The organism is Blastococcus sp. SYSU DS0533 (assembly GCF_054050775.1).
Genome location: NZ_JBJGZZ010000003.1, coordinates 42,955 through 63,994, shown reverse-complemented (window position 1 = coordinate 63,994; position 21,040 = coordinate 42,955). Strand labels below are relative to the sequence as shown.

Below are 21,040 nucleotides of genomic sequence, written 5' to 3'. Positions count from 1 at the left end.
CGCTGGAGGGTGGACGCGGAAGGAGGAGCACGGTGGCGGTCGCGGACAGCCTGCTGCACGCCGGCGGGCCGGTGATCGCTCTCACCGCGTTCGCGCTGCTGGCACTGTTCACCCGGTGGGCCTTCGGCAGCGACCTGGCCCGCGACCGCCGGCGCCGCCGGCCGGTGGACGACGGGCTGCTCACCCACGTCGCGACGCTGAGCCGCCGCGAGTCCGCCCTGGCGCTGCGCGCGCTGCTCTCCGACGCGGGGATCCGCTCCACCGTGCGCTTCCCCGCGGCCCACCGCGCCGAGGTGCTGGTGTTCCCCGAGGACGCCGACCGCGCGCGGCGGCTGGCCGCCTCGTTCGGCGGTGCCTAGTCCGACCGCTCGGTGCGCCGGACCACGGCGCCCAGACCCGCCAGCTGGTCGACGAAGTCCGGGTACCCGCGGTCGACGTGGTGCACGTCCTGCACCTCGGTGACGCCGTCGGAGCACAGGCCCGCCAGCACCAACCCGGCGCCGGCGCGGATGTCGGTCGCGAGCACCGGGGCGCTGGAGAAGCGCTCACGCCCCCGGACGACGGCGTGGTGGCCGTCGATGCGGACGTCGGCGCCCAGCCGCACCAGCTCGTTGACGAACATGAACCGGCCCTCGAACACGTTCTCGGTGATGAGCGCCGTGCCCGTGGAGACGGCGGCCAGCGCCACCGCCATCGGCTGCAGGTCGGTGGGGAACCCGGGGAAGGGCAGGGTGACGACGTCCACGCAGCGCGGCCGCGCCTCCATGGCCACGCGGATGCCGTCCGGCAGCGCCTCGACGAGGGCCCCGGCGTCGGTCAGCTTGTCCAGGGCGACGGTGAGGTGCTCGGCGACGCCCCGCTCGATGACGACGTCACCGCGGGTCATCACCGCCCCGATGGCCCAGGTGCCGGCCACGATGCGGTCGGGGACCGTCGTGTACTCGACCGGCCGCAGCGAGTCCACGCCCTCGACGGTGATCGTGGACGTGCCGGCGCCGTCGATGCGCGCCCCCATCTCGCCGAGCATCCGGCAGAGGTCGACGATCTCGGGCTCGCGTGCGGCGTTGTCCACCACGGTCGTGCCCGAGGCCAGCACCGCTGCCATGACGAGGTTCTCCGTGGCACCGACGGAGGGGAAGTCCAGCCAGATCGAGGTCCCGGTCAGCCGTGGGGCCGTGGCCACGAGGAAGCCGTGCTCGCTGACGATGGTGGCGCCGAGGCGTTCCAGGCCGGAGATGTGCATGTCCAGCCCCCGGGAACCGATCGCGTCTCCACCGGGCAGCGCGACGCGGGCGCTGCCGCAGCGGGCGACCAGCGGTCCCAGCACGCTGATGGAGGCGCGCATCCGGCGGACCAGGTCGTAGTCGGTCTCGGTCGAGGGCGCGTCCGGGACGTCGATGGTCAGCCGGCCACCACCTCCGCTGCCGGGGGTGCGCTCGTACGACACGGCGCAGCCCAGCCGGCGCAGCACCTCGCTCATGATCGCCACGTCGAGGATGTCGGGGACCTCGTCGATGGTGGAGCGCCCTGATGCGAGGAGCGTCGCCGCCATGAGCTTCAGGGCGCTGTTCTTGGCACCGGTGACCCGCACCCGGCCCGCGAGCCTCGCTCCCCCGGTCACCTCGAAGCACTGCACCGGACCACCCTACGGTGACCGCCACCGGGGCCCCGCCGCGCGCCCGGTGACGTGCCGGAGCGGCCCCTCCTGCAGGAACCCGCGCCGAGCGCCAGGTGACGTCCTGGAACGGCCGTGCTGCAGGGGCCCGCCGCGAGCCTGCGAGCGGTGGGGGCAGCGGGGTCCTTTCACTAGGCTCCGTGCATGACCGTCCGGCTCACGCGCATCTACACCAGGACCGGCGACGCCGGTCAGACACACCTGGGTGACATGAGCCGGGTGGCCAAGACCGATCCCCGGCTGGTCGCCTACGCCGACGTGGACGAGGCCAACAGCGCGATCGGCGTGGCGATCGCGCTCGGCTCCCCGGAGCCGGCGCTCGTGGACCTGCTCCGCAGCATCCAGAACGATCTGTTCGACGTGGGAGCCGACCTCTGCACACCGATCGTCGCCGAGCCGCAGTACCCGCCGCTGCGAGTGACGGCGGCCTACACCGAGCGGCTCGAGGCGGCGTGCGACACCTACAACGAGACGCTGCCGAAGCTCGACAGCTTCATCCTGCCCGGGGGGACTCCGCTGGCCGCGCTGCTGCACCAGGTGCGGGTGGTCGTCCGCCGGGCCGAGCGCAGCGTGTGGGCGCTGCTGGAGAGCGATGCCGAGCGAACCAACCCGGAGACGGCCCGCTACCTGAACCGGCTGTCGGACCTGGTGTTCATCCTCGGCCGCGTGGCCAACCCCGACGGCGACATCCTGTGGGAGCCCGGTGCGCACAGCGGTGTGCACGCCCAGCGGGCGGCCGCAGGCCGGGAGGAGTGAGCGACCGCCATCGGGGCGCGTGGGCCACAGGAGGCCTCGCCTCAGCTCCCCGGCGGGGCCGACTCCACCCAGGACAGGAAACCGGTCACCGTCGAGCGGTCCATCGCCAGCTCCCGCCGTCCCTGCGCGGTGCTGCACTGCAGGACGTGGACGTCGGACGGCAGGGCGAGGTCGTCGCGGTGCGCAGGCCGCTGCGCGAGCACGCGGAAACCGGCGCGGGTGAGCCGTTGCTGCGGCCGCACCGACAGCGACAGCGCCCGGTACCACAGCAGGGCATCACCGCCGTACCAGGCGACGCCCACAGACCACCGGGGCGCGCCTTCGGGGCGCAGCCACATCGTGACCGCGCCGAGCCCCGAGAGCAGGAAGCGGCGGCGCAGCAGGAAGACCACGACGACGAGCAGCAGCAGGACGCCGATCAGCACCCACAGGGCGGTGGTCATCCCGCGCTCGCCGACCAGGTCAGTCGCTCGCGCCGGCCGCCCTCAGCCGCGACTGGGCGCGGCGTGCGGCGGCGACCGCCTCGGGGTCGTCGCCCCCGCTCTCGGCGCGGCGCAGGGCCTCACGGGCGCGCTCCACGTCGATCTCCGAGGAGATCTCGGCCGTCTCGGCGAGGATCGAGACACCCCGCTCGGTGACGGAGAGGAAACCGCCGTGGGCGGCGATGACCATGTCCTCGCCTGACTCGGTGTGGATGGTCACGACACCGCCGTCGGCCAGCTGGCCCAGCAGCGGCGTGTGCCCGGGCAGGACGCCGAGCTCGCCCTCCGTGGTGCGGGCGATGACGCTCGTGGCCTCGCCGGACCAGATCTTGCGCTCGACGGCCACCAACTCGACCTGCAGGGTCGCCACGACACTCCTCGGGATCCACGCGGACGGGTCTTCACTGTAGCCACGGGGCCGATGGCCCCGGTCCACCGGGGCCATCGGCGCTGTCCGGGGCACCACCCCGGTTCCGGAGAGGTGAGGACGCCGGGGGTGCGTCAGGCGGCGCGGCGGTAGAGGATCGTCCAGCGCCCGACGCGCACCCAGGGATGGCGGACGCAGGTGGCCGACGCCCAGTGCTCGGTGTCGAAGTCCGCGGTACGCCCTTCTACCGGTGCGTACGGCGGCCAGGTCCAGTCGAGCGCCTCACGGCTCCCGGGCGGCAGTACCGCGCTGTCCCGCTCCACGTCGCCCCTCGTGCCGGCACCCGCTCCCCGGGTGCGCCTGCCGGGATGGTCGGCAGGCCGCCCCCCTCTCGAACATCGGCCGACCGGAATCCACCCGGACGGGTGACCCACCGACGCCGAAGGCCGGGCCTCCTCACGGAGACCCGGCCCTGGCGACGTGCCGAGGTGGCCCCGCTGCAGGGTCCCGCGCCGAGCGGAGCGAGGCGCGGGGGGCAGCGGGGTCCTCTTACTTCTTGAGCTTCGCGGCGTTCTTCTCGAGGTCCTCGAGGCCACCGCACATGAAGAAGGCCTGCTCCGGGACGTTGTCGTACTCGCCCTCGGTGATGGCCTTGAAGGCCTGCAGGGTCTCCGACAGCGGGACGAACGAGCCCGGCTGACCGGTGAACGCCTCGGCGACGAACATGTTCTGCGAGAGGAACCGCTCGACGCGACGCGCCCGGTTCACCGTGACCTTGTCCTCCTCGGACAACTCGTCGATACCGAGGATCGCGATGATGTCCTGCAGCTCCTGGTAGCGCTGCAGCACCTGCTTCACCCGCTGGGCGATGTCGTAGTGCTCCTGGCCCACGTACTGCGGGTCGAGGATCCGGCTGGTCGAGTCCAGCGGGTCCACGGCCGGGTAGATGCCCTTCTCCGAGATCGGCCGCGAGAGCACGGTCGTCGCGTCGAGGTGGGCGAACGTGGTGTGCGGCGCCGGGTCGGTGATGTCGTCCGCGGGCACGTAGATCGCCTGCAGCGAGGTGATCGAGCGGCCGCGGGTCGAGGTGATCCGCTCCTGCAGCTCACCCATCTCGTCGGCCAGGGTCGGCTGGTACCCCACGGCCGAGGGCATGCGGCCCAGCAGCGTGGACACCTCGGACCCCGCCTGGGTGAACCGGAAGATGTTGTCGATGAAGAGCAGCACGTCCTGGTTCTGCTCGTCGCGGAAGTACTCGGCCATCGTCAGCGCTGAGAGGGCGACGCGCAGGCGGGTGCCCGGCGGCTCGTCCATCTGGCCGAAGACCAGTGCGGTCGACTCGATGACGCCGGACTCGGTCATCTCCGTGATGAGGTCGTTGCCCTCGCGGGTGCGCTCACCCACACCGGCGAACACGGACACGCCACCGAACTCCTGGGCGACGCGGCGGATCATCTCCTGGATCAGCACGGTCTTGCCGACGCCGGCACCGCCGAAGAGGCCGATCTTCCCGCCGGCGACGTACGGGGTGAGCAGATCGATGACCTTGATGCCGGTCTCCAGCATCTCGGTACGGCCCTCGAGCTGGTCGAACCGCGGCGCGTGCCGGTGGATCGACCAGTGGGGCGCGTCCTCGCCGTAGCCGGGGGTGTCCAGGCAGTCACCCAGGGCGTTGAAGACGTGCCCCTTGGTCACGTCACCGACCGGCACCATGATCGGGTTGCCGGTGTCGGTGACCTCCGCGCCGCGGACGAGACCGTCGGTCGGGGCCATGGAGATGGTGCGCACGACGTTCTCACCCAGGTGCTGGGCGACCTCGAGGGTGAGGGTCTTGCCGAGGTCGGCCAGCGTGACATCGACCTTCAGGGCGTTGAACAGGTCGGGCATCGCGTCGCGAGGGAACTCGACGTCGACGACCGGCCCGGTGACCCGCACGACGCGGCCGCTGCCGGTGGTCTGCGAGGTGGTCGGACGGTCCTCGGTGACGGTCATCTGTACTGCTCTCCTGCCCTGGGGCTCGGTGGTCTGCTGTTCGGTGGATCAGTCGTTCGAACCGGCGGAGACCAGCGCGTCGGCACCACCGACGATCTCGCTGATCTCCTGGGTGATCTCCGCCTGGCGGGCCTGGTTGGCCTGCCGGGAGAGGTTCTTCGCCAGCTCCTCGGCGTTGTCGGAGGCCGACTTCATCGCCCGTCGGCGCGAGGCCGACTCGGAGGCGGCCGCCTCGAGCATCGCCGCGTAGATGCGGGTGGTGATGTACTTCGGCAGCAACGCGTCGAGCAGCCCCTCGGCCGAGGGCTCGAACTCGTACGCAGTCGGCAGCTCGTGGGCGGCGGCGTTCTCCCGCTCCCGGTCCTCCCGCTCGTAGTCGAACTCCTCGACCTCCTCGACCTCCAGCGGAGCCATCCGCTTGGCGACGGGGATCTGCGAGAGCAGCGACCGGAACTCGGTGTAGACGATGTGCAGCTCGTCGACGCCGAGGATGCCGTCGGCACCTGCGCCGCCGTCCTCGTCGTCCTGACCGGCCGTGAAGGCGGCGATGAGCTGCTCCCCCACGCGCTGGGCGTCGGCGTAGCCGGGCTGCTCGGAGAAGCCGGTGAAGGTGTCGGCCATCTCGCGGTTGCGGAAGGAGTAGTAGGTCTCCCCCTTCCGGCCGACCACGTAGAGGACCGGCTCCTTGCCCTCCTGCCGGAGCAGGGAGAGCAGCTCCTCGGTGCGCCGGAGCACGTTGACGTTGTACGAGCCGGCGAACCCGCGGTCGGAGGTGATGACCAGGACCGCCGCCCGGCGCGGGTTCTCCCGCTCGGTCAGGAGCGGGTGGTCCAGGGACGCCGAGGACGCCAGCGCCGACAGCACGCGGGTGATCTCCCGGGCGTAGGGCTTGGAGGCCTCCACCCGGGCCTGCGCGCGCACGATGCGAGCACCGGCGATCAGCTCCTGGGCCGAGAAGATCTTCTTCGTCGACTGGGTGGAGCGGATGCGGCGCCGCAGCGCGCGGAGAGAGGCTGCCATGGCGTCAGGCCTTCTTCTTGACCTGGACGCGCTCCTGACCCCGCTCCGAGGCGTCCATGGCCTCGGCCTCGGGCTCGTTCACCCGGAGCGACTCGCCCTCACCGGTGGTGAACTGGCCGTAGAACGCGTCGACCGCCTGCTCCAGGTTCCGGACGGTGTCGTCCTCGAGCTTCTTGGACGTCCGGATGGTGTCCAGGATGCCGTCGTGGTTGCGGGACACGAAGTCGAGGAACTCCGACTCGAAGCGCCGCACATCGCTCACCGGGACGACGTCGAGCTTGCCGGTGGTGCCCAGCCACAGGGAGACGACCTCGCGCTCGACCGAGTACGGCGAGTACTGGCCCTGCTTGAGCAGCTCGACGAGGCGCTGACCGCGCTCCAGGGTCGCGCGGCTGGAGGCGTCCAGGTCCGAGGAGAAGGAGGCGAATGCCTCGAGCTCGCGGTACTGGGCCAGGTCCAGGCGCAGGCGGCCGGCGACCGACTTCATCGCCTTGATCTGCGCCGAGCCCCCCACGCGCGACACCGAGATACCCACGTTGATCGCCGGGCGGACACCGGAGTTGAACAGACCGGTCTCGAGGAAGATCTGGCCGTCGGTGATCGAGATGACGTTGGTCGGGATGTAGGCCGACACGTCGTTGCCCTTGGTCTCGATGAGCGGCAGCCCGGTCATCGACCCGGCGCCGAGCTCGTCCGAGAGCTTCGCGCAGCGCTCCAGCAGGCGGGAGTGGAGGTAGAAGACGTCACCCGGGTAGGCCTCGCGACCCGGCGGGCGGCGCAGCAGCAGCGAGACGGCACGGTAGGCCTCGGCCTGCTTGGACAGGTCGTCGAAGACGATCAGGACGTGCTTGCCCTCGTACATCCAGTGCTGCCCGATGGCCGAGCCGGTGTAGGGAGCGATGTACTTGAAGCCGGCGGCCTCGGAGGCCGGGGCCGCGACGATGGTCGTGTACTCCATCGCGCCGGCGTCCTCGAGGGCGGACCGGATGGAGGCGATCGTCGACCCCTTCTGGCCGACCGCGACGTAGATGCAGCGCACCTGCTGCGACGGGTCACCGGTCGCCCAGGCCTGCTTCTGGTTGATGATCGTGTCGATCGCGATCGCCGTCTTGCCCGTCTGGCGGTCGCCGATGATCAGCTGGCGCTGACCACGGCCGATCGGCGTCATGGCGTCGATCGCCTTGATGCCGGTCTGCATCGGCTCGTGCACCGACTGGCGCTGCACCACGGTGGGGGCCTGCAGCTCCAGGGCGCGCCGGCCGGTCGTGGCGATGGGGCCGGCACCGTCGATCGCGTTGCCCAGCGGGTCCACGACGCGGCCGAGGTAGCCGTCGCCGACGGGCACCGAGAGCACCTCACCGGTGCGCCGGACCTGCTGCCCCTCCTCGATGCCGGAGAAGTCACCCAGAATGACGACACCGACCTCGCGGACGTCCAGGTTCAGCGCCAGACCGCGGACGCCGCTCTCGAACTCCAGCAGCTCGTTGGTCATGACCGAGGGCAGGCCCTCGACCCGGGCGATGCCGTCGCCGGCCTCGGTGACGATCCCGACCTCTTCGCGGGACACGTCAGGCGAGTACTCGGTGACGTAGTTCTGGATGGCACTGCGGATCTCTTCTGCGGAGATCGTCAGCTCGGCCATGGCTCTGAGTCCTCTTCCCTGCGGGGTCGTGATCTGTGGTGGTGGGCGGTCAGCCGGCGAGCTGCCGTCGGGCGGCTTCCAGCCGGTGGGCGATGCTGCCGTCGATGACCTCGTCGCCCACCTGGACGAGGAGACCGCCGAGGACCGTCGGGTCGACGGTCACCTGCAACCCGATGGTCCGCCCGTAGAGGCGGCCGAGCACGTCGACCAGCCGCTGCTCCTGCGCCGGGGTCAGGGCCACCGCCGTCGTCACCCGGGCCACGGACTGGCCGCGGCGACGGCTGGCGACCTCGGAGAGGCGCTCGACCGCGACGCCCGCCGTGCCGGCGTGCGAGGTGGTGAGCACGTTCCGCAGCAGGAGCTCGGTCACCGGGCTGACCCGGCCGGAGAGCAACTGGTCGAGCAGGGCGGCCTTGCCCGCGGCCGGGGCCCTGCGGTCGCTCAGGATCCGGGACAGCTCCCGGTCGCCCTCGATGATGCGGCCGAAGCGGAAGAGCTCGTCCTCCACCCCGTCCAGCTCACCGCGGGCACCGGCGGCGTCGAGCGCGGCCTCGGTGGCCAGGGTCGTCGCCGCCTCGATGAGGTCGGACGGCCGCGACCAGCGCTGCCGGACGCTGTACTCGACGACGTCGAGGGCCACCGCGGACAGCCGGCTGCCGAACAGCCGCTGCGCCAGCGCCGCCCGCTCCTCGGGCTTGCCCGAGGGGTCGGTGAGCGCCCGGCGCAGCGAGGGCTGCGCATCCAGCAGCCGGGCCACCGCGAACAGCTCCTCGGCCAGCGCGAGCTGTTCCTCGGCACCGGTCGCCCGGGCCTGCCCGGTCAGCCGGTCCTTGGCCTTCCCCAGGAACCCCGAGGGGTCCCGGGTCAGCTCGTCCAGCCGCTCCCGGGCGGCGAGCAGCGCCGCACGGCTCGAGGCGTCCATCAGCGGGTGCCCCCGGCGACGGTGCTGCCGCTCCGGCCGTCGGACCTGCCGGCGGCCAGCTCGTCGAGCTGGTCGAGGAAGCGGTCCACCGTGCCCTGCCGGCGCGCCTCGTCGGCGAGGGACTCCCCGACGACCCGGCCCGCGAGCTCGACGGCCAGGCCACCGACCTGCCCGCGCAGCTCGTTGACCACCTGCTGGCGGGCAGCAGCGATCTGCTCCTCGCCACGGGCGACGATCCGCGCCGACTCCTCCTGCGCCTGGACCCGCAGCTCCTCGATGATCTGCTGGCCCTCGGCACGGGCCTGGTCACGGATCTGCGCCGCCTCGTTGCGGGCCTCGGCCAGCTGCGCGCGGTACTGCTCGAGCGCCGCCTTGGCCTCGGCCTGCATGGCCTCGGCGCGCTCGATGCCGCCCTCGATGGTGCGCTGGCGCTCGGCCAGCATGGCCTCGAGCCGAGGCACGACGAAGCGCTTGTAGAGGAAGTACAGGATGGCGAAGGAGATGATGCCGACGATCAGCTCACCCGGGTGCGGGATGACCGGGTAGGCGTCCTCCCAGAAGCCCCCCTCACCGCTCTCGGCGGCCAGGATGTCGGCCGCGTTGTCGATCGCGCCCATCACGAGTTCTCCTTCCGGTCCTCGGTCAGCTGAAGACGAAGGCCAGGGCGATGCCGAAGATGGCGAGCTGCTCGCAGAGCACGAAGCCGAGGATGGCGATGGTCTGCAGCACACCGCGGACCTCGGGCTGACGGGCGACGCCGGCCACGTAGGCAGCGAAGATCAGGCCGATGCCCACGCCCGGCCCGATGGCCGACAGGCCGTAGCCGATGATCGCAAGGTTGCCTTCCATTGGGTGTGTCCGTTCCTCTCAGTCGGTGTGCTGCCGGGTGGCGCACATCGGTTGTGCAACTCGGGGGCGGTGCTCCGCGGACGTCAGTGGTCGTCCGCGTAGACCTCTGCGATGTACACAGAGGCCAGCAGGATGAAGACGTAGGCCTGCAGGAACGCGATCAGGATCTCGAACGCGCTGAAGAGGATGAACATGAGGAAGGCCGGGATGGACACCAGCTTCAGCAGGCCCTCGCCGTGCAGGAGCAGGTACTCCCCGCCGAGCGCGAACAGCAGCAGCAGGATGTGGCCGGCGAACATGTTGCCGAAGAGCCGCAGCGTGAGCGTCACCGGGCGGGTGACGAGGAACGTCACCAGCTCCAGGATGAAGACGACCGGGACGACCCAGAAGGGGAGCCCGCTGGGCACCAGGTTCTTGAGGAAGCCCCCGAGCCCGCGACGGCGGACGCCGGCGACCAGGTAGACGACGTAGACCCCGAGCGCCAGGGCGAGGGGGAAGCCGATCCGGCTCATCGTGGGGAACTGGACGGGCGGGATGATGCCCATCAGGTTGTTCACCAGGATGAGCGTGAACAGGGTGAACAGCAGCGGGACGTAGGGCCGGAAGTGGTCCGAGCCGATGATGTCCCGGCCGATCGAGTTGCGGACCAGGCCGTACACGCCCTCGAGCCGGTACTGCCCGCGCCCGGGGACCACCGACAGCCGGCGCGTGGCCAGCATCATGACGACCGCGAGGCCGATGGTCACCAGCACCATCACGATCATCGAACGCGTGATGGCGAAGGCGCCGTCGCCGACGAGCGGCTGCCAGAAGTCCGGCGCACTCGGCGGTACGAACTCCTCGGCGGCCGAGACCACGGTCGTCACTACTCAGCCTCCGTCACGAACTTCTGGGTGGTTTCGTACTACGGCCCGGAGGGCCGCCTTCCGCATCTGCGGCGTGGCAGGCCTCACGGGCCGTGGTGAGCGTAGCGGACCCAGATCACGGAGATCGAAGCGGCCATCCCCAGGACGAGGGCCACGGGCAGCACCCACACCTGGCCGAGCGCCTCGCTGAGCCACCAGCCCGGGAGCCCGAAGACCAGCACACCGGAGAGCAGCATGCCCAGCGCGTCCCACGCCTCGCGCAAATGCGCGCCCGCCACCATCTGGTGGTGGACCGGCGTCGGCCGCTCGGTCCGGCCGGGCTCGGTCAACGCGCCGCCCCGGACGCCGCGCCCGGCTCGTCGTAGATGTAGGTCTTCACCCGGGTGAAGGCGACGATCTCGCCGATGGTGCCGGCCAGCGACACCACGATGGCCGTGACGGCGAACGCGATCGGGGAGAGCCACTCCGCGTTGCGGAACAGCACGAGGAAGACCCCGAGCAGCATCACCTTGAAGAAGTAGCCGACGAGCGCGCCCATGAAGACGACGCGCGGATCGAGCCCGGCCATCCGGCGCAGCAGCACCAGGGTGGAGACGGTGCTCACCAGGACGACGGCGATGGCCAGGGCGCTGCCGGCCGCGCCGAGCGCGCCCTCGACCGCCACGAAGACGGCGAGGGAGAGGACTCCGACGACGGTCGCGGGGACGAGGCCGCCGCGGAGCATGGCGCCGTAGGGGTCGGGTCTCGTGGCCGGTTCACCTTGCGAGTGCACGCCTCACGGTACCTGGAGCGAACCGGCCGCCCTACCGGTGCGAGGCCGGCCGCGCGCTCAGAGCGGGACGCGCTCCGCGCCGGGAGCCGGAGGCGCCGGTTCCCGGTTCCCACCGCGGTGCGCCCGCGCGGTCGGGTGGTCGGCCCGGCTGCGGCGACGCTGCGCCTCCAGCTCCGCGGCGCGGGCCTCGCGGGCGGCCCGGCGGGCCCGCGGGCTGAGCACGACGACCACACCGACGACGAGCAGGACCGCGACGGCCACGACGAGCTCCACCCGGCCGCCGGTGATGGACATCCCCACCGCGCCGAAGGAGAGCAGCGCGGCCCAGAAGTACATGACCAGCACCGCGCGCTTGTGCGAGTGGCCGATGGACAGCAGCCGGTGGTGCAGGTGCATCTTGTCCGGCGAGAACGGCGACTGCCCCTTCCGCGTGCGCCGGACCACGGCCAGCACCAGGTCGGTGAAGGGGATGAACAGGATCGCGATCGGCACGAGCAGGGGCAGGGTCAGCGGCAGGAGGCTGGCCGCCGAGTCGAACGTCTGGGCGTCCACCCCGCCGGTGGCGGTCACCGCCGCGGCCGAGAGCATGAGCCCGACGAGCATGGAGCCCGAGTCGCCCATGAAGATCCTGGCCGGGCTGAAGTTGTGCGGCAGGAAGCCCAGGCAGGCCCCCGCGAGGACCGCGGTGATCAACGCCGGGGCGCTGGCGGTCTCGACGTAGCCGGTGAGCCCGAGGTGGAAGCTGTAGGCGAAGAACGCCAGGGCCGCGATCGCCGAGACACCGGCGGCCAGGCCGTCGAGGCCGTCGATGAAGTTCAGGGCGTTCACGGCGAACACTGTCAGCAGGATGGTCAGCGGGACCCCGACGTCCGGCCCGAGCGACACCGTGCCGATGTCGGCCACCGGGAGGAACAGGAACGCGAGCTGGACCCCGAGCAGGACCATGACCCCGGCCGCGGCGATCTGCCCGGTGAGTTTCGTCAGCGCGTCCAGGCCCCACTTGTCGTCCAGCACCCCCAGCAGGCAGATGAGGCCGCCCGCGACGAGGACCGCGTAGACCTGGGTGTCGTCGAACGTCCGCTGCAGGGCCGGCAGCCGCGAGGCCACCAGGACCGCGGCCACCACCCCGAGGTACATGGCCACACCTCCGCCCCGCGGGGTCGGGATGACGTGCACGTCCCGCTCGCGCGGGGCCGCCATCATCCGCAACCGGATCGCCAACATCCGCACCACCGGCGTGGCCAGGAAGGTGACCAGCGCCGCGGTGAGCAGGACGACGACGTACTCGCGCACGGGCTCAGGCGGTCCGCGCCGGCTCGGGGGAGGCAGTCGGTCGGGTCGGGTCGGGGTACGCAGGGTGGGCGCCGACGAGCTCGCGGACACCCGCGGCGACCTCGGCGGTCCGGCTGCCGTCGGCGTCGCGGATGGCGGCACCGATGAGGGAGGCGATCGACTTCATCTCGGCCTCCGTCATGCCCTGCGTCGTGACGGCGGGGCTGCCGACCCGGATGCCCGAGGCCACGGACGCCGGCTGGGGGTCGAAGGGGATCGCGTTCTTGTTGAGCACGATGCCCGCGGCGTCGCACCGCTGCTCGGCGTCTGCACCGGTCACACCCGTCCCCTGCAGGTCGAGCAGCGCCAGGTGGGTGTCCGTGCCGCCGGCGACCGGCCGCAGCCCCTCGGCGGCCAGGCCCTCGGTGAGCGCCTGCGCGTTGGCGATCACCTGGCGGGCGTAGGCCTGGTACGCCGGCTGCAGGCACTCCTTGAAGTTCACCGCCTTGGCCGCGACGGCGTGCATGAGCGGTCCGCCCTGCATCATCGGGAAGGCGGCCTTGTCGATCGCCTTCGCGTGCTCGGCCCGGCACACGATGGCGCCACCGCGCGGACCGCGCAGGACCTTGTGCGTGGTGAAGGTCACCACGTCGGCGTGCGGCACCGGGCTGGGGATCGCCTTCCCGGCGACCAGGCCGATGAAGTGCGCGGCGTCGACCATGAAGATCGCGCCCACCTCGTCGGCGATCTGGCGGAAGGCGGCGAAGTCGATCAGCCGCGGGATGGCCGAGCCGCCGGCCACGATCAGCTTCGGCCGGTGCTCGCGGGCCAGGTCGCGCACCTGGTCGTAGTCGATGTGCTCGGTCCGCGGGTCGACGCCGTACTGCACGGCGCGGAACCACTTGCCGCTGAAGCTGACCTTGGTGCCGTGCGTGAGGTGGCCGCCGTGCGGCAGCGCCATGCCGAGGAAGGTGTCCCCCGGCGAGAGGAAAGCGCCGTACGCGGCCAGGTTGGCGTTGGCCCCGGAGTGCGGCTGCAGGTTGGCGTGCTCGGCGCCGAAGAGCTCCTTGGCCCGTTCGATGCCGATCTCCTCGGCGCGGTCGACGACCTCGCAGCCGCCGTAGTACCGCCGCCCCGGGTACCCCTCGGCGTACTTGTTCGACAGCGTGCTGCCCAGCGCCGCCAGCACGGCCGGGCTGGTGAAGTTCTCGCTGGCGATCAGCTGCAGCCCACCGCGCAGCCGGTCCAGCTCACCGGTGACCACGCCGGCGATGTCGGGGTCGAAGGCCGCGAGGGCCTCGAAGTCCGGTCCCCAGTAGGGGCTGCTCATCTCAGGCGCACTCCAGACGGATCGGATGCCGGCCGCGGCACCGGCGCGGGCGGCGGCCGGTCCACGGTATCGCTCCGACCCGTGCGAACAGCGGACCCGGGGAGCGGCCCCGTGCCGGGGCCCGAACTGAGCGTGCGCAGGGTGGGGAGGACGGGGCCCTTCTTCAGTCGCTGAGCTCGGGGACGACCTCCCGCAGCCGCTCGACCGGCACGGCCCCCACCCGCAGGACCCGGGGCACGGGACCGGTGCAGTCGACGATCGTGCTCGCCCCGGAGCTCGTGCGGGGGCCGCCGTCGAGCACCACCGCGGCGTGCAGACCGAGCTGCTGGACGGCCTGCTCGGCGGTGGTCGCCGCCGGCCGCCCCGAGCGGTTGGCGCTGGAGACCGCCAGCGGCCCGGTGCGGCGCAGCAGGTCGCGGGTGAGCTCGTCGTCGGGGAGCCGCACGGCCACCGTCCCCTGGGCGTCGCCCAGGTCCCACGCCAGCGACGGTGCGTGCTCGACCACGAGGGTGAGGCCGCCGGGCCAGAACTCCTGGGCCAGCCGCGTCGCGACCGCCGGGGTCTGCAGCACCAGCCCGGCCAGGGTGGAGGCCTCGCCGACCAGCACCGGTACCGGCATCGCCCGGCCGCGGTTCTTCGCCTCCAGCAGCCGGCGCACCGCCGCCGGGGAGAAGGCGTCGGCGGCCACGCCGTAGACGGTGTCGGTCGGGAGCAGCACCAGGTCGCCCCGGCCGATCGCCGCCGCCGCGGCGTCGAGGCCGGCGGCGCGCGCCTCCGGGTCGGAGCAGTCGTAGAAGTCGGCCACGGGTGAGGAGTCTGTCATCGAGGTGGGCACGCGCGTCCGGCCGGACTCACCTCCCGCCCTCGTCCGCCTCCTCGCCCTCCTTCTCCTCCTCGGCCTCCTGCTCCTTCTCCTCCCGCTTCTCCTCCCGCTTCTCCTCCTCCGTCTTCTCCTTATCGTCCTCCTTCTCCTGGTCCTCCGACCGCTCACCGCCGCCCTGGTCGACGGGCGCGGGCACCGCCAGGGGCGGCACCGCGTAGGACAGCCGCACCAGGTCCCCGGAGGCCAGCGTCCCCACCGGGTCCACCGCCGTCACCGCGCCGGCCGGCACGTCCGTGACCTCGACGGGCACGACCTCCACCCGCAGCCCGCGAGCGACCAGTTCGGCGCGCACGTCCTGCACGGGCCGGCCGAGGTGGTCCGCGACCACCACCTCGACGCCCGCGGGCGTCGTCCCCGTCGGCGCGGTCCCGCCGGAGGGGCGGTCGGCCCCGCCCGGTAGGAGGAGCACCGCCAGCACCACCGCCAGCAGGACGGCGGCCATGCCCGCGAGCAGGGGGACCAGTCCCCGTGGCGGGCGCCGGCGCCCGAGCGGGGGCGTCACCAGGGCAGGCAGGGGCCTGGTGCCCGGGCCGGGCACGGGGAGCACCGCGGTGACCCCCGGCCGCACCGGTCCGGCGGGCAAGCCGGCGGCGCAGCGCGCAGCGGCCTCGTGCAGAGCGCCACCGTCCGCGAACCGGGCCGCCGGGTGCTTGGCCATGGCCCGCTCCACGAGCGCACGCACCCCGGCCGGGACGGCCGCCGGCAAGGGCGCCGGCTCGTCGCGGATGTGCATGACGGCGACCTGGACGGGGCTCTCGGCGTCGAAGGGCCGGCGCCCCGTCAGGCACTCGTACGCCACCGCACCCAGCGCGTAGACGTCGCTGGCCGGGGTCGCCCGCCCCCCGGCCGCCTGCTCCGGTGAGAAGTAGTGGGCCGTGCCGATGATCTGCCCGGTGCCGGTCACCGCGGCGCTCGCGGCGGACCGGGCGATCCCGAAATCGGCCAGCTTCACGGTCCCTCGGGGCGTGACCAGCAGGTTGGCGGGCTTGATGTCGCGGTGCACGAGCCCGGCGGCGTGCGCGGCGGCGAGCCCGGCGGCCGCCTGCCGGACGACGTCGACGACCCGTTCCGGTGCCAGGCGCCCCTCCCGGGCGAGCAGCCCTGCGAGGGACTCCCCCTCCACGAGTTCCATGACCAGGTAGGCCAGCGGTGCCGCTCCGGGCCCGGTCGGCACCTCGCCGTAGTCGAAGACCGCAGCGATGTTCGGGTGCGTGAGGGACGCGGCGTGCTGCGCCTCCGCCCGGAAGCGGGCGCGGAACACCTCGTCCCCCGCGAACTGGTCCTGCAGCACCTTGACGGCGACGGGGCGGTCGAGGAGCGTGTCGTGCCCCCGCCACACCTGTCCCATGCCACCGCCGGCGATCACGGACGTCAGCCGGTACCGGTTCGCCAGCACCTCGGCCGGTGGCCCCATCGTGCACCCCTCTCGTCCGTTCCCTCGTGCCACCACACTGCTGCGGGTGACCGGCGGGTGCTCAGGAAGCACCCGTCCGAGTGCCGGCTCAGCCGGCGCGGCGGGCGGTGGTGTAACGGGGCCTGCCGGCGAGGTCGGGGTGGTCGTCGACGTCGGTGAAACCCCCGTGGGAGCGGACGACGGCGGGCAGCGACTCCCCCTGCTGGTCGGCGTGCTCGATGCCGATCCAGCCGCCGGGTCGCAGCAGCCGTGCCGCGGTGACGAGCAGCCCGCGGACGACGTCCAGACCGTCGGGACCGCCCCAGAGCGCGAGCGGCGGGTCGTGGTCGGCGACCTCGCGCGGCACCCGGGCGCCGTCGGGCACGTAGGGCGGGTTGCTGACCACGAGGTCGACGCGGCCGTCCAGCTCCCGCAGCAGCTCCGGATCGGTCATGTCGCCGTCGAGCACGGTGACGGGGGTGTCCCCCGCCTCCGCCCGCGCGCCGGCGTTGTGCCGCGTCCACCCGATCGCGCCGGGGTCGCGCTCCACAGCCGTCACCCGCGCGCCGGGGTGCTCGTGGGCCAGGGAGAGCGCGATCGCGCCGGAGCCCGATCCGAGGTCGACGACGACGGGCTCGGCGACGCCGGCCAACCGCTCGAGCGCCCAGCTCACCAGCTGCTCGGTCTCCGGCCGGGGCACGAACACCCCCGGGCCGACCAGCAGCTCGAGGTGGCGGAAGGGTGCCCGACCGGTGAGGTGCTGCAGCGGCACCCGGTCGGCGCGCTGGGCCACCAGCGCCTCGAACCGGGCGGTCGCCGCGCCGTCGACGTCGTCCAGCGTGAGGAGCCGGGTGCGCGGGACGCCGAGGACGTGCGCCAGCAGCAGCTCGGCGTCCACCCGCGGGCTCTCCACACCGGCCTCGGCGAGCCGGGCGGCCGCGCCACGCAGGAGCGGCCGCGCGTTCAGGAGCCGGCCGCCAGCAGCTCGGCGGTGTGCGCGGCCACCAGCGCGTCGATGACGCCGTCGAGGTCGCCGTCCAGCACCTGGTCGAGGTTGTGCGACTTGTAGCCGACGCGGTGGTCGGAGATCCGGTTCTCCGGGAAGTTGTACGTGCGCACCCGCTCGCTGCGGTCGACGGTGCGCACCTGGCTGCGCCGCTGGTCGCTCGCTGCGGCGGCGGCCTCCTCGCGCGCGGCGGCCAGCAGGCGCGAGCGGAGCACCCGGAGCGCGGACTCGCGGTTCTGCAGCTGACTCTTCTCGTTCTGCGAGCTCACCACGATGCCGCTGGGCAGGTGGGTGATCCGCACGGCCGAGTCGGTGGTGTTCACGCTCTGCCCGCCGGGGCCCGACGAGCGGAAGACGTCGATGCGCAGGTCGTTCGGGTCGACGCTGACGTCGACCTCCTCGGCCTCGGGCAGCACGAGGACCCCGGCCGCCGACGTGTGGATGCGGCCCTGGCTCTCGGTCGCGGGCACCCGCTGCACCCGGTGCACGCCGCCCTCGAACTTCAACCGTGACCAGATGCCCTCGTCCGTGCGCGACTTGACCGCGATGGAGACGTCCTTGAAGCCGCCGAGCTCGGCGTCGACGGCGTCCAGGACCTCGGTGGCCCAGCCGCGCCGCTCGGCGTACCGCAGGTACATGCGCAGCAGGTCGCCGGCGAACAGCGCCGACTCGGCGCCACCCTCCCCGGCCTTGATCTCGAGGATGACGTCCTTGTCGTCGTCCGGGTCCTTCGGCAGCAGCTGCTCGCGCAGCCGGTCGGTGAGCTCGGCGATCCGCTGCTCGAGAGCCGTGGCCTCGGCGGCGAAGGAGGCGTCCTCGGCGGCGAGCTCCCGGGCGGCGCTCAGGTCGTCGCGCGCCTGCTCCAGCGCGCGGGCGGTCTCCACCAGCGGCGCCAGCTGGGCGTACCGGCGGCCCATCCGGCGGGCGCGGGCCTGGTCGGCGTGCACGGCCGGATCGGCCAGCTCCTGCTCCAGGCGGGCGTGCTCGGCGAGCAACCCGGCCAGCCGGTCGGGCGCCGACGTCTCGGTGGTGCTCATCGCTGCTGCTGCCTCTCGGGGTGCGGGAACTGCGGGGAGCCGGCGCGGGCCGGACATGACGACGGCGCCCGCCCCACCACGCGGGTGGGACGGGCGCCGTCGGGGGTGCTACTGCGCGTCGGCCGAGGCGCCGGCGCCGCGCTTGCCGAACCGCTTCTCGAAGCGGGCGACGCGGCCACCGGTGTCGAGGATGCGCTGCTTGCCGGTGTAGAACGGGTGGCAGGCGGAGCAGGTCTCGACCGTCAGCTGACCGGTCGGGGAGGTGCTGCGGGTCGTGAAGGTGTTGCCGCAGCCGCAGGTCACGGTGGTGACGTTGTAGGCCGGGTGGATGTCGGGCTTCATGGCTGCTGCCTCTTCTACGAAGTCTGTGTCGTTCAGTCGGTCAGAACGCCGGGGGCCGGACGGGTATTTCCGGCCGCGTCAGCGGGGCTCGGTCGACCAGTCTCCCAGATCGGGGGACCGGCCGACCGGTGACCCCCGTTACTCCTGGCCGGGGCCCAGCGTCGTCTTCTGGATCTGCATGAGGAACTCCACGTTGTTGCGCGTCTTCCTCAGCTTGTCCAGAAGCAGTTCCAGCGCCTGCTGCGGCTCGAGCGCGGCGAGCACCCGGCGCAGCTTGATGACGATGGCCAGCTCGTCGGGCGACAGGAGGATCTCCTCCTTGCGCGTACCGGACGCGTTGACGTCGACGGCCGGGAAGACCCGCTTGTCCGCCAGCCGGCGGTCCAGCTTGATCTCCGCGTTACCGGTGCCCTTGAACTCCTCGAAGATGACCGTGTCCATCGTCGAGCCGGTCTCGACCAGCGCCGAGGCGATGATCGTCAGCGACCCGCCGTTCTCGATGTTGCGGGCCGCGCCGAGGAAACGCTTGGGCGGGTAGAGCGCCGTGGAGTCGACACCACCGGAGAGGATGCGCCCGCTCGCGGGGGCCGCCAGGTTGTAGGCGCGGCCCAGCCGGGTGATCGAGTCCAGCAGGACGACGACGTCGTGGCCCATCTCGACCAGGCGCTTGGCCCGCTCGATGGAGAGCTCCGCGACGGTGGTGTGGTCCGCCGGCGGCCGGTCGAAGGTCGAGGCGATGACCTCGCCCTTCACCGAGCGCTGCATGTCGGTGACCTCTTCCGGACGCTCGTCGACGAGGACGACCATCAGGTGGCACTCGGGGTTGTTCGTGGTGATCGCGTTGGCGATCGACTGCAGCACCATCGTCTTGCCGGCCTTGGGCGGGCTGACGATGAGCGCGCGCTGGCCCTTGCCGATCGGCATGACCAGGTCGATGACCCGGGTGGTCAGCAGGTGCGACTCGGTCTCCAGCCGCAGGCGGTCCTGCGGGTAGAGCGGGGTCAGCTTGGTGAACTCCGGCCGGTTGCGGGCCTGCTCGGGGTCCAGGCCGTTGACCGTGTCGAGGCGGACGAGCGCGTTGTACTTGTCCTTGCGCTCGCCCTCGCGCGGCTGGCGGACGGCACCGGTGATCGCGTCGCCCCGGCGCAGGCCGTAGCGGCGCACCTGCGAGAGGGAGACGTACACGTCGTTCGGACCGGTGAGGTAGCCCGACGTGCGGACGAACGCGTAGTTCTCCAGCACGTCGAGGATGCCGGCGACCGGCAGCAGGACGTCGTCCTCGCTGACCGTCGGCTCGCCCTGCTCGAAGCGGTCGCGGGTGCCGCCACCGCGCTTGTTGCGGTCGCGGTAGCGACGGCCACGCCGGCCGCGCCCGCCCTCGAAGTCGTCGTCGTCGTCCTCGGCGGGGCGGTCGTTGCGGCCACCGTCCGTGCGACCACCGTCGGTGCGGTTGTCGCTCCGGTTGTCCGGTCGGCCACCCCGGTCGTTGCGGCCGTCGGGCCCGCGGTTGCCGTCACGGTTGCCCCGCTCGGCGCGGTCGGCACCGTCGCGGTTGCCCCGCTCGGCGCGGTCGGCACCGTCGTGGTTCCCGCCGTCCCGGTTGCCCCGCTCGGCGCGGTCGGCACCGTCGCGGTTCCCGCCGTCCCGGTTGCCCCGCTCGGCGCGGTCGGCACCGTCGCGGTTGCCGTCCCGCTCGCCGCGGTTGCGGCCGCGGTTGCGCTGCGGCCGCTCGCCGTCGCGCTCCTCCTCCTGGCGCGGCTCGGCGGGGGCCGTGTCCTGCGCGGGAACCTCGGCAGGAGCCGGCTCGGCAGGCGCCTGCTCGGCAGGCGCCTGGGCGCCCTGGGCCGGGGCGCCGGGCGAGCCGGCCGGGCGGCTGGCCGACCGACGGGTGCGCACGGGGGCTTCGCCGGTCACCGGGCCGCCGTTGGCGCCACCGCTGACGGGGGCCTCGAGGGGCGTGGCCGACGCGGCGGCACCGCGCGCGGCCTCGGCGCCACCGGTGGAGCCGCTCTCCGTGCGGGGCGCGGGCGCCCCGCCCTCGGAGCCGGCGCCCACCTGGCGCGCGGAGATGGCAGCCACCAGGTCGCTCTTGCGCATCCGGCCGGTGCCGGGGATGCCGAGCTCGCCGGCGAGGCGCTGGAGTTCGGGCAGGAGCATGCCCGACAAGCCGTTGCCGCGGCGGCGGGGACGCCCGGCCGACCCAGAAGCGGCAGTGCCCTCGGCAGAGGCGGCGGCATCGGGCGCGCCGGTCGTGCCGAGGTCGGTGGTTTCGCTCACGTACAGGTCCTTCCCTGCGGTGACCTGCGCGTCTCAGCGCAGGGGGTGCCCGGTCCCCGGCGGACCGGCCCGGTGGGCGGGTGCGCGTCAGGAGACAGGTCGAGAGGTGCGAGGCGGATCAGCGGCGAAGAGGTTCGGACATCTGCTTCGGCCCCGC

The 21,040-nt window shown here is 72.8% G+C and carries 23 protein-coding genes; 2 read left to right on the top strand and 21 right to left on the bottom strand.

Features of this window, described 5'->3' with window-relative positions:
• The first annotated feature begins 32 nt into the window (after positions 1–32).
• Positions 33–359 carry a hypothetical protein gene (locus ACI79W_RS05210; RefSeq protein ID WP_456561012.1) on the top strand — a complete coding sequence of 109 codons (327 nt, stop codon included), beginning with the start codon at positions 33–35 and terminating at the stop codon, positions 357–359.
• Here ACI79W_RS05210 and murA read toward each other — a convergent pair.
• Positions 356–1,636: a UDP-N-acetylglucosamine 1-carboxyvinyltransferase gene (murA, locus tag ACI79W_RS05205; RefSeq protein WP_456561011.1), complete on the bottom strand. Its 1,281-nt coding sequence runs from the start codon at positions 1,634–1,636 to the stop codon at positions 356–358. The genes ACI79W_RS05210 and murA overlap by 4 nt on opposite strands.
• Positions 1,637–1,819: 183 nt before the next feature.
• Here murA and ACI79W_RS05200 point away from each other — a divergent pair, with 183 nt between their 5' ends.
• Positions 1,820–2,431, top strand: a complete 612-nt coding sequence (locus tag ACI79W_RS05200; RefSeq protein WP_456561010.1) for a cob(I)yrinic acid a,c-diamide adenosyltransferase — start codon at positions 1,820–1,822, stop codon at positions 2,429–2,431.
• Positions 2,432–2,472: 41 nt separating this feature from the next.
• On the opposite strand, the gene ACI79W_RS05195 is transcribed toward ACI79W_RS05200, so the two are convergent.
• The 20 genes from ACI79W_RS05195 to rho all read right to left on the bottom strand — a co-directional run bounded on the left by ACI79W_RS05195 (position 2,473) and on the right by rho (position 20,883).
• Positions 2,473–2,874, bottom strand: coding sequence for a DUF2550 domain-containing protein (locus ACI79W_RS05195; RefSeq protein WP_456561009.1), 402 nt, complete (start codon positions 2,872–2,874; stop codon positions 2,473–2,475).
• A gap of 19 nt (positions 2,875–2,893) precedes the next feature.
• A complete protein-coding gene (locus ACI79W_RS05190) occupies positions 2,894–3,283 on the bottom strand; it encodes a F0F1 ATP synthase subunit epsilon (RefSeq protein WP_456561008.1) in 390 nt (129 codons plus the stop codon).
• A gap of 131 nt (positions 3,284–3,414) precedes the next feature.
• Positions 3,415–3,603: a hypothetical protein gene (locus ACI79W_RS05185; RefSeq protein WP_456561007.1), complete on the bottom strand. Its 189-nt coding sequence runs from the start codon at positions 3,601–3,603 to the stop codon at positions 3,415–3,417.
• A 226-nt stretch (positions 3,604–3,829) separates the two neighbouring features.
• Positions 3,830–5,272, bottom strand: coding sequence for a F0F1 ATP synthase subunit beta (gene atpD / locus ACI79W_RS05180; protein WP_456561006.1), 1,443 nt, complete (start codon positions 5,270–5,272; stop codon positions 3,830–3,832).
• A gap of 48 nt (positions 5,273–5,320) precedes the next feature.
• On the bottom strand, positions 5,321–6,292 hold the full coding sequence (locus ACI79W_RS05175; RefSeq protein WP_456561005.1) for a F0F1 ATP synthase subunit gamma: 972 nt from the start codon (positions 6,290–6,292) through the stop codon (positions 5,321–5,323).
• 4 nt (positions 6,293–6,296) lie between these two features.
• Positions 6,297–7,934, bottom strand: coding sequence for a F0F1 ATP synthase subunit alpha (atpA, locus tag ACI79W_RS05170; protein WP_456561004.1), 1,638 nt, complete (start codon positions 7,932–7,934; stop codon positions 6,297–6,299).
• 49 nt (positions 7,935–7,983) lie between these two features.
• A complete protein-coding gene (locus tag ACI79W_RS05165) occupies positions 7,984–8,856 on the bottom strand; it encodes a F0F1 ATP synthase subunit delta (protein WP_456561003.1) in 873 nt (290 codons plus the stop codon).
• The gene (locus tag ACI79W_RS05160; protein WP_456561002.1) at positions 8,856–9,473 is read right to left on the bottom strand and encodes a F0F1 ATP synthase subunit B; all 618 of its coding nucleotides are present in this window, start codon (positions 9,471–9,473) and stop codon (positions 8,856–8,858) included. Before ACI79W_RS05160 ends, ACI79W_RS05165 begins: the two co-directional genes overlap by 1 nt.
• Before the next feature lie 25 nt (positions 9,474–9,498).
• Positions 9,499–9,705 carry an ATP synthase F0 subunit C gene (locus tag ACI79W_RS05155; protein ID WP_091928810.1) on the bottom strand — a complete coding sequence of 69 codons (207 nt, stop codon included), beginning with the start codon at positions 9,703–9,705 and terminating at the stop codon, positions 9,499–9,501.
• A gap of 83 nt (positions 9,706–9,788) precedes the next feature.
• Entirely contained in the window at positions 9,789–10,571 is a 783-nt protein-coding gene (atpB, locus tag ACI79W_RS05150) for a F0F1 ATP synthase subunit A (protein ID WP_456561001.1), read from the bottom strand.
• Between the two features lie 83 nt (positions 10,572–10,654).
• Entirely contained in the window at positions 10,655–10,900 is a 246-nt protein-coding gene (locus tag ACI79W_RS05145; protein ID WP_456561000.1) for a hypothetical protein, read from the bottom strand.
• Positions 10,897–11,343: a hypothetical protein gene (locus ACI79W_RS05140; RefSeq protein WP_456560999.1), complete on the bottom strand. Its 447-nt coding sequence runs from the start codon at positions 11,341–11,343 to the stop codon at positions 10,897–10,899. The genes ACI79W_RS05145 and ACI79W_RS05140 overlap by 4 nt, the downstream gene beginning before the upstream one ends.
• Before the next feature lie 57 nt (positions 11,344–11,400).
• A complete protein-coding gene (locus ACI79W_RS05135) occupies positions 11,401–12,636 on the bottom strand; it encodes a glycosyltransferase family 4 protein (RefSeq protein WP_456560998.1) in 1,236 nt (411 codons plus the stop codon).
• Between the two features lie 4 nt (positions 12,637–12,640).
• Positions 12,641–13,945 (bottom strand): serine hydroxymethyltransferase, encoded by a 1,305-nt coding sequence (locus tag ACI79W_RS05130; RefSeq protein WP_456560997.1) that lies wholly within the window; start codon positions 13,943–13,945, stop codon positions 12,641–12,643.
• Positions 13,946–14,108: 163 nt separating this feature from the next.
• Positions 14,109–14,750: an L-threonylcarbamoyladenylate synthase gene (locus ACI79W_RS05125; RefSeq protein ID WP_456560996.1), complete on the bottom strand. Its 642-nt coding sequence runs from the start codon at positions 14,748–14,750 to the stop codon at positions 14,109–14,111.
• A gap of 46 nt (positions 14,751–14,796) precedes the next feature.
• Positions 14,797–16,242 (bottom strand): protein kinase domain-containing protein, encoded by a 1,446-nt coding sequence (locus ACI79W_RS05120; protein ID WP_456560995.1) that lies wholly within the window; start codon positions 16,240–16,242, stop codon positions 14,797–14,799.
• An 88-nt stretch (positions 16,243–16,330) separates the two neighbouring features.
• Positions 16,331–17,170 carry a peptide chain release factor N(5)-glutamine methyltransferase gene (prmC, locus tag ACI79W_RS05115; protein WP_456561256.1) on the bottom strand — a complete coding sequence of 280 codons (840 nt, stop codon included), beginning with the start codon at positions 17,168–17,170 and terminating at the stop codon, positions 16,331–16,333.
• A 14-nt stretch (positions 17,171–17,184) separates the two neighbouring features.
• Positions 17,185–18,264: a peptide chain release factor 1 gene (prfA, locus tag ACI79W_RS05110; RefSeq protein WP_456560994.1), complete on the bottom strand. Its 1,080-nt coding sequence runs from the start codon at positions 18,262–18,264 to the stop codon at positions 17,185–17,187.
• Positions 18,265–18,372: 108 nt separating this feature from the next.
• On the bottom strand, positions 18,373–18,606 hold the full coding sequence (gene rpmE / locus ACI79W_RS05105; protein WP_456560993.1) for a 50S ribosomal protein L31: 234 nt from the start codon (positions 18,604–18,606) through the stop codon (positions 18,373–18,375).
• A 138-nt stretch (positions 18,607–18,744) separates the two neighbouring features.
• Positions 18,745–20,883: a transcription termination factor Rho gene (gene rho, locus ACI79W_RS05100; protein ID WP_456560992.1), complete on the bottom strand. Its 2,139-nt coding sequence runs from the start codon at positions 20,881–20,883 to the stop codon at positions 18,745–18,747.
• Between the last annotated feature and the right edge of the window lie 157 nt (positions 20,884–21,040).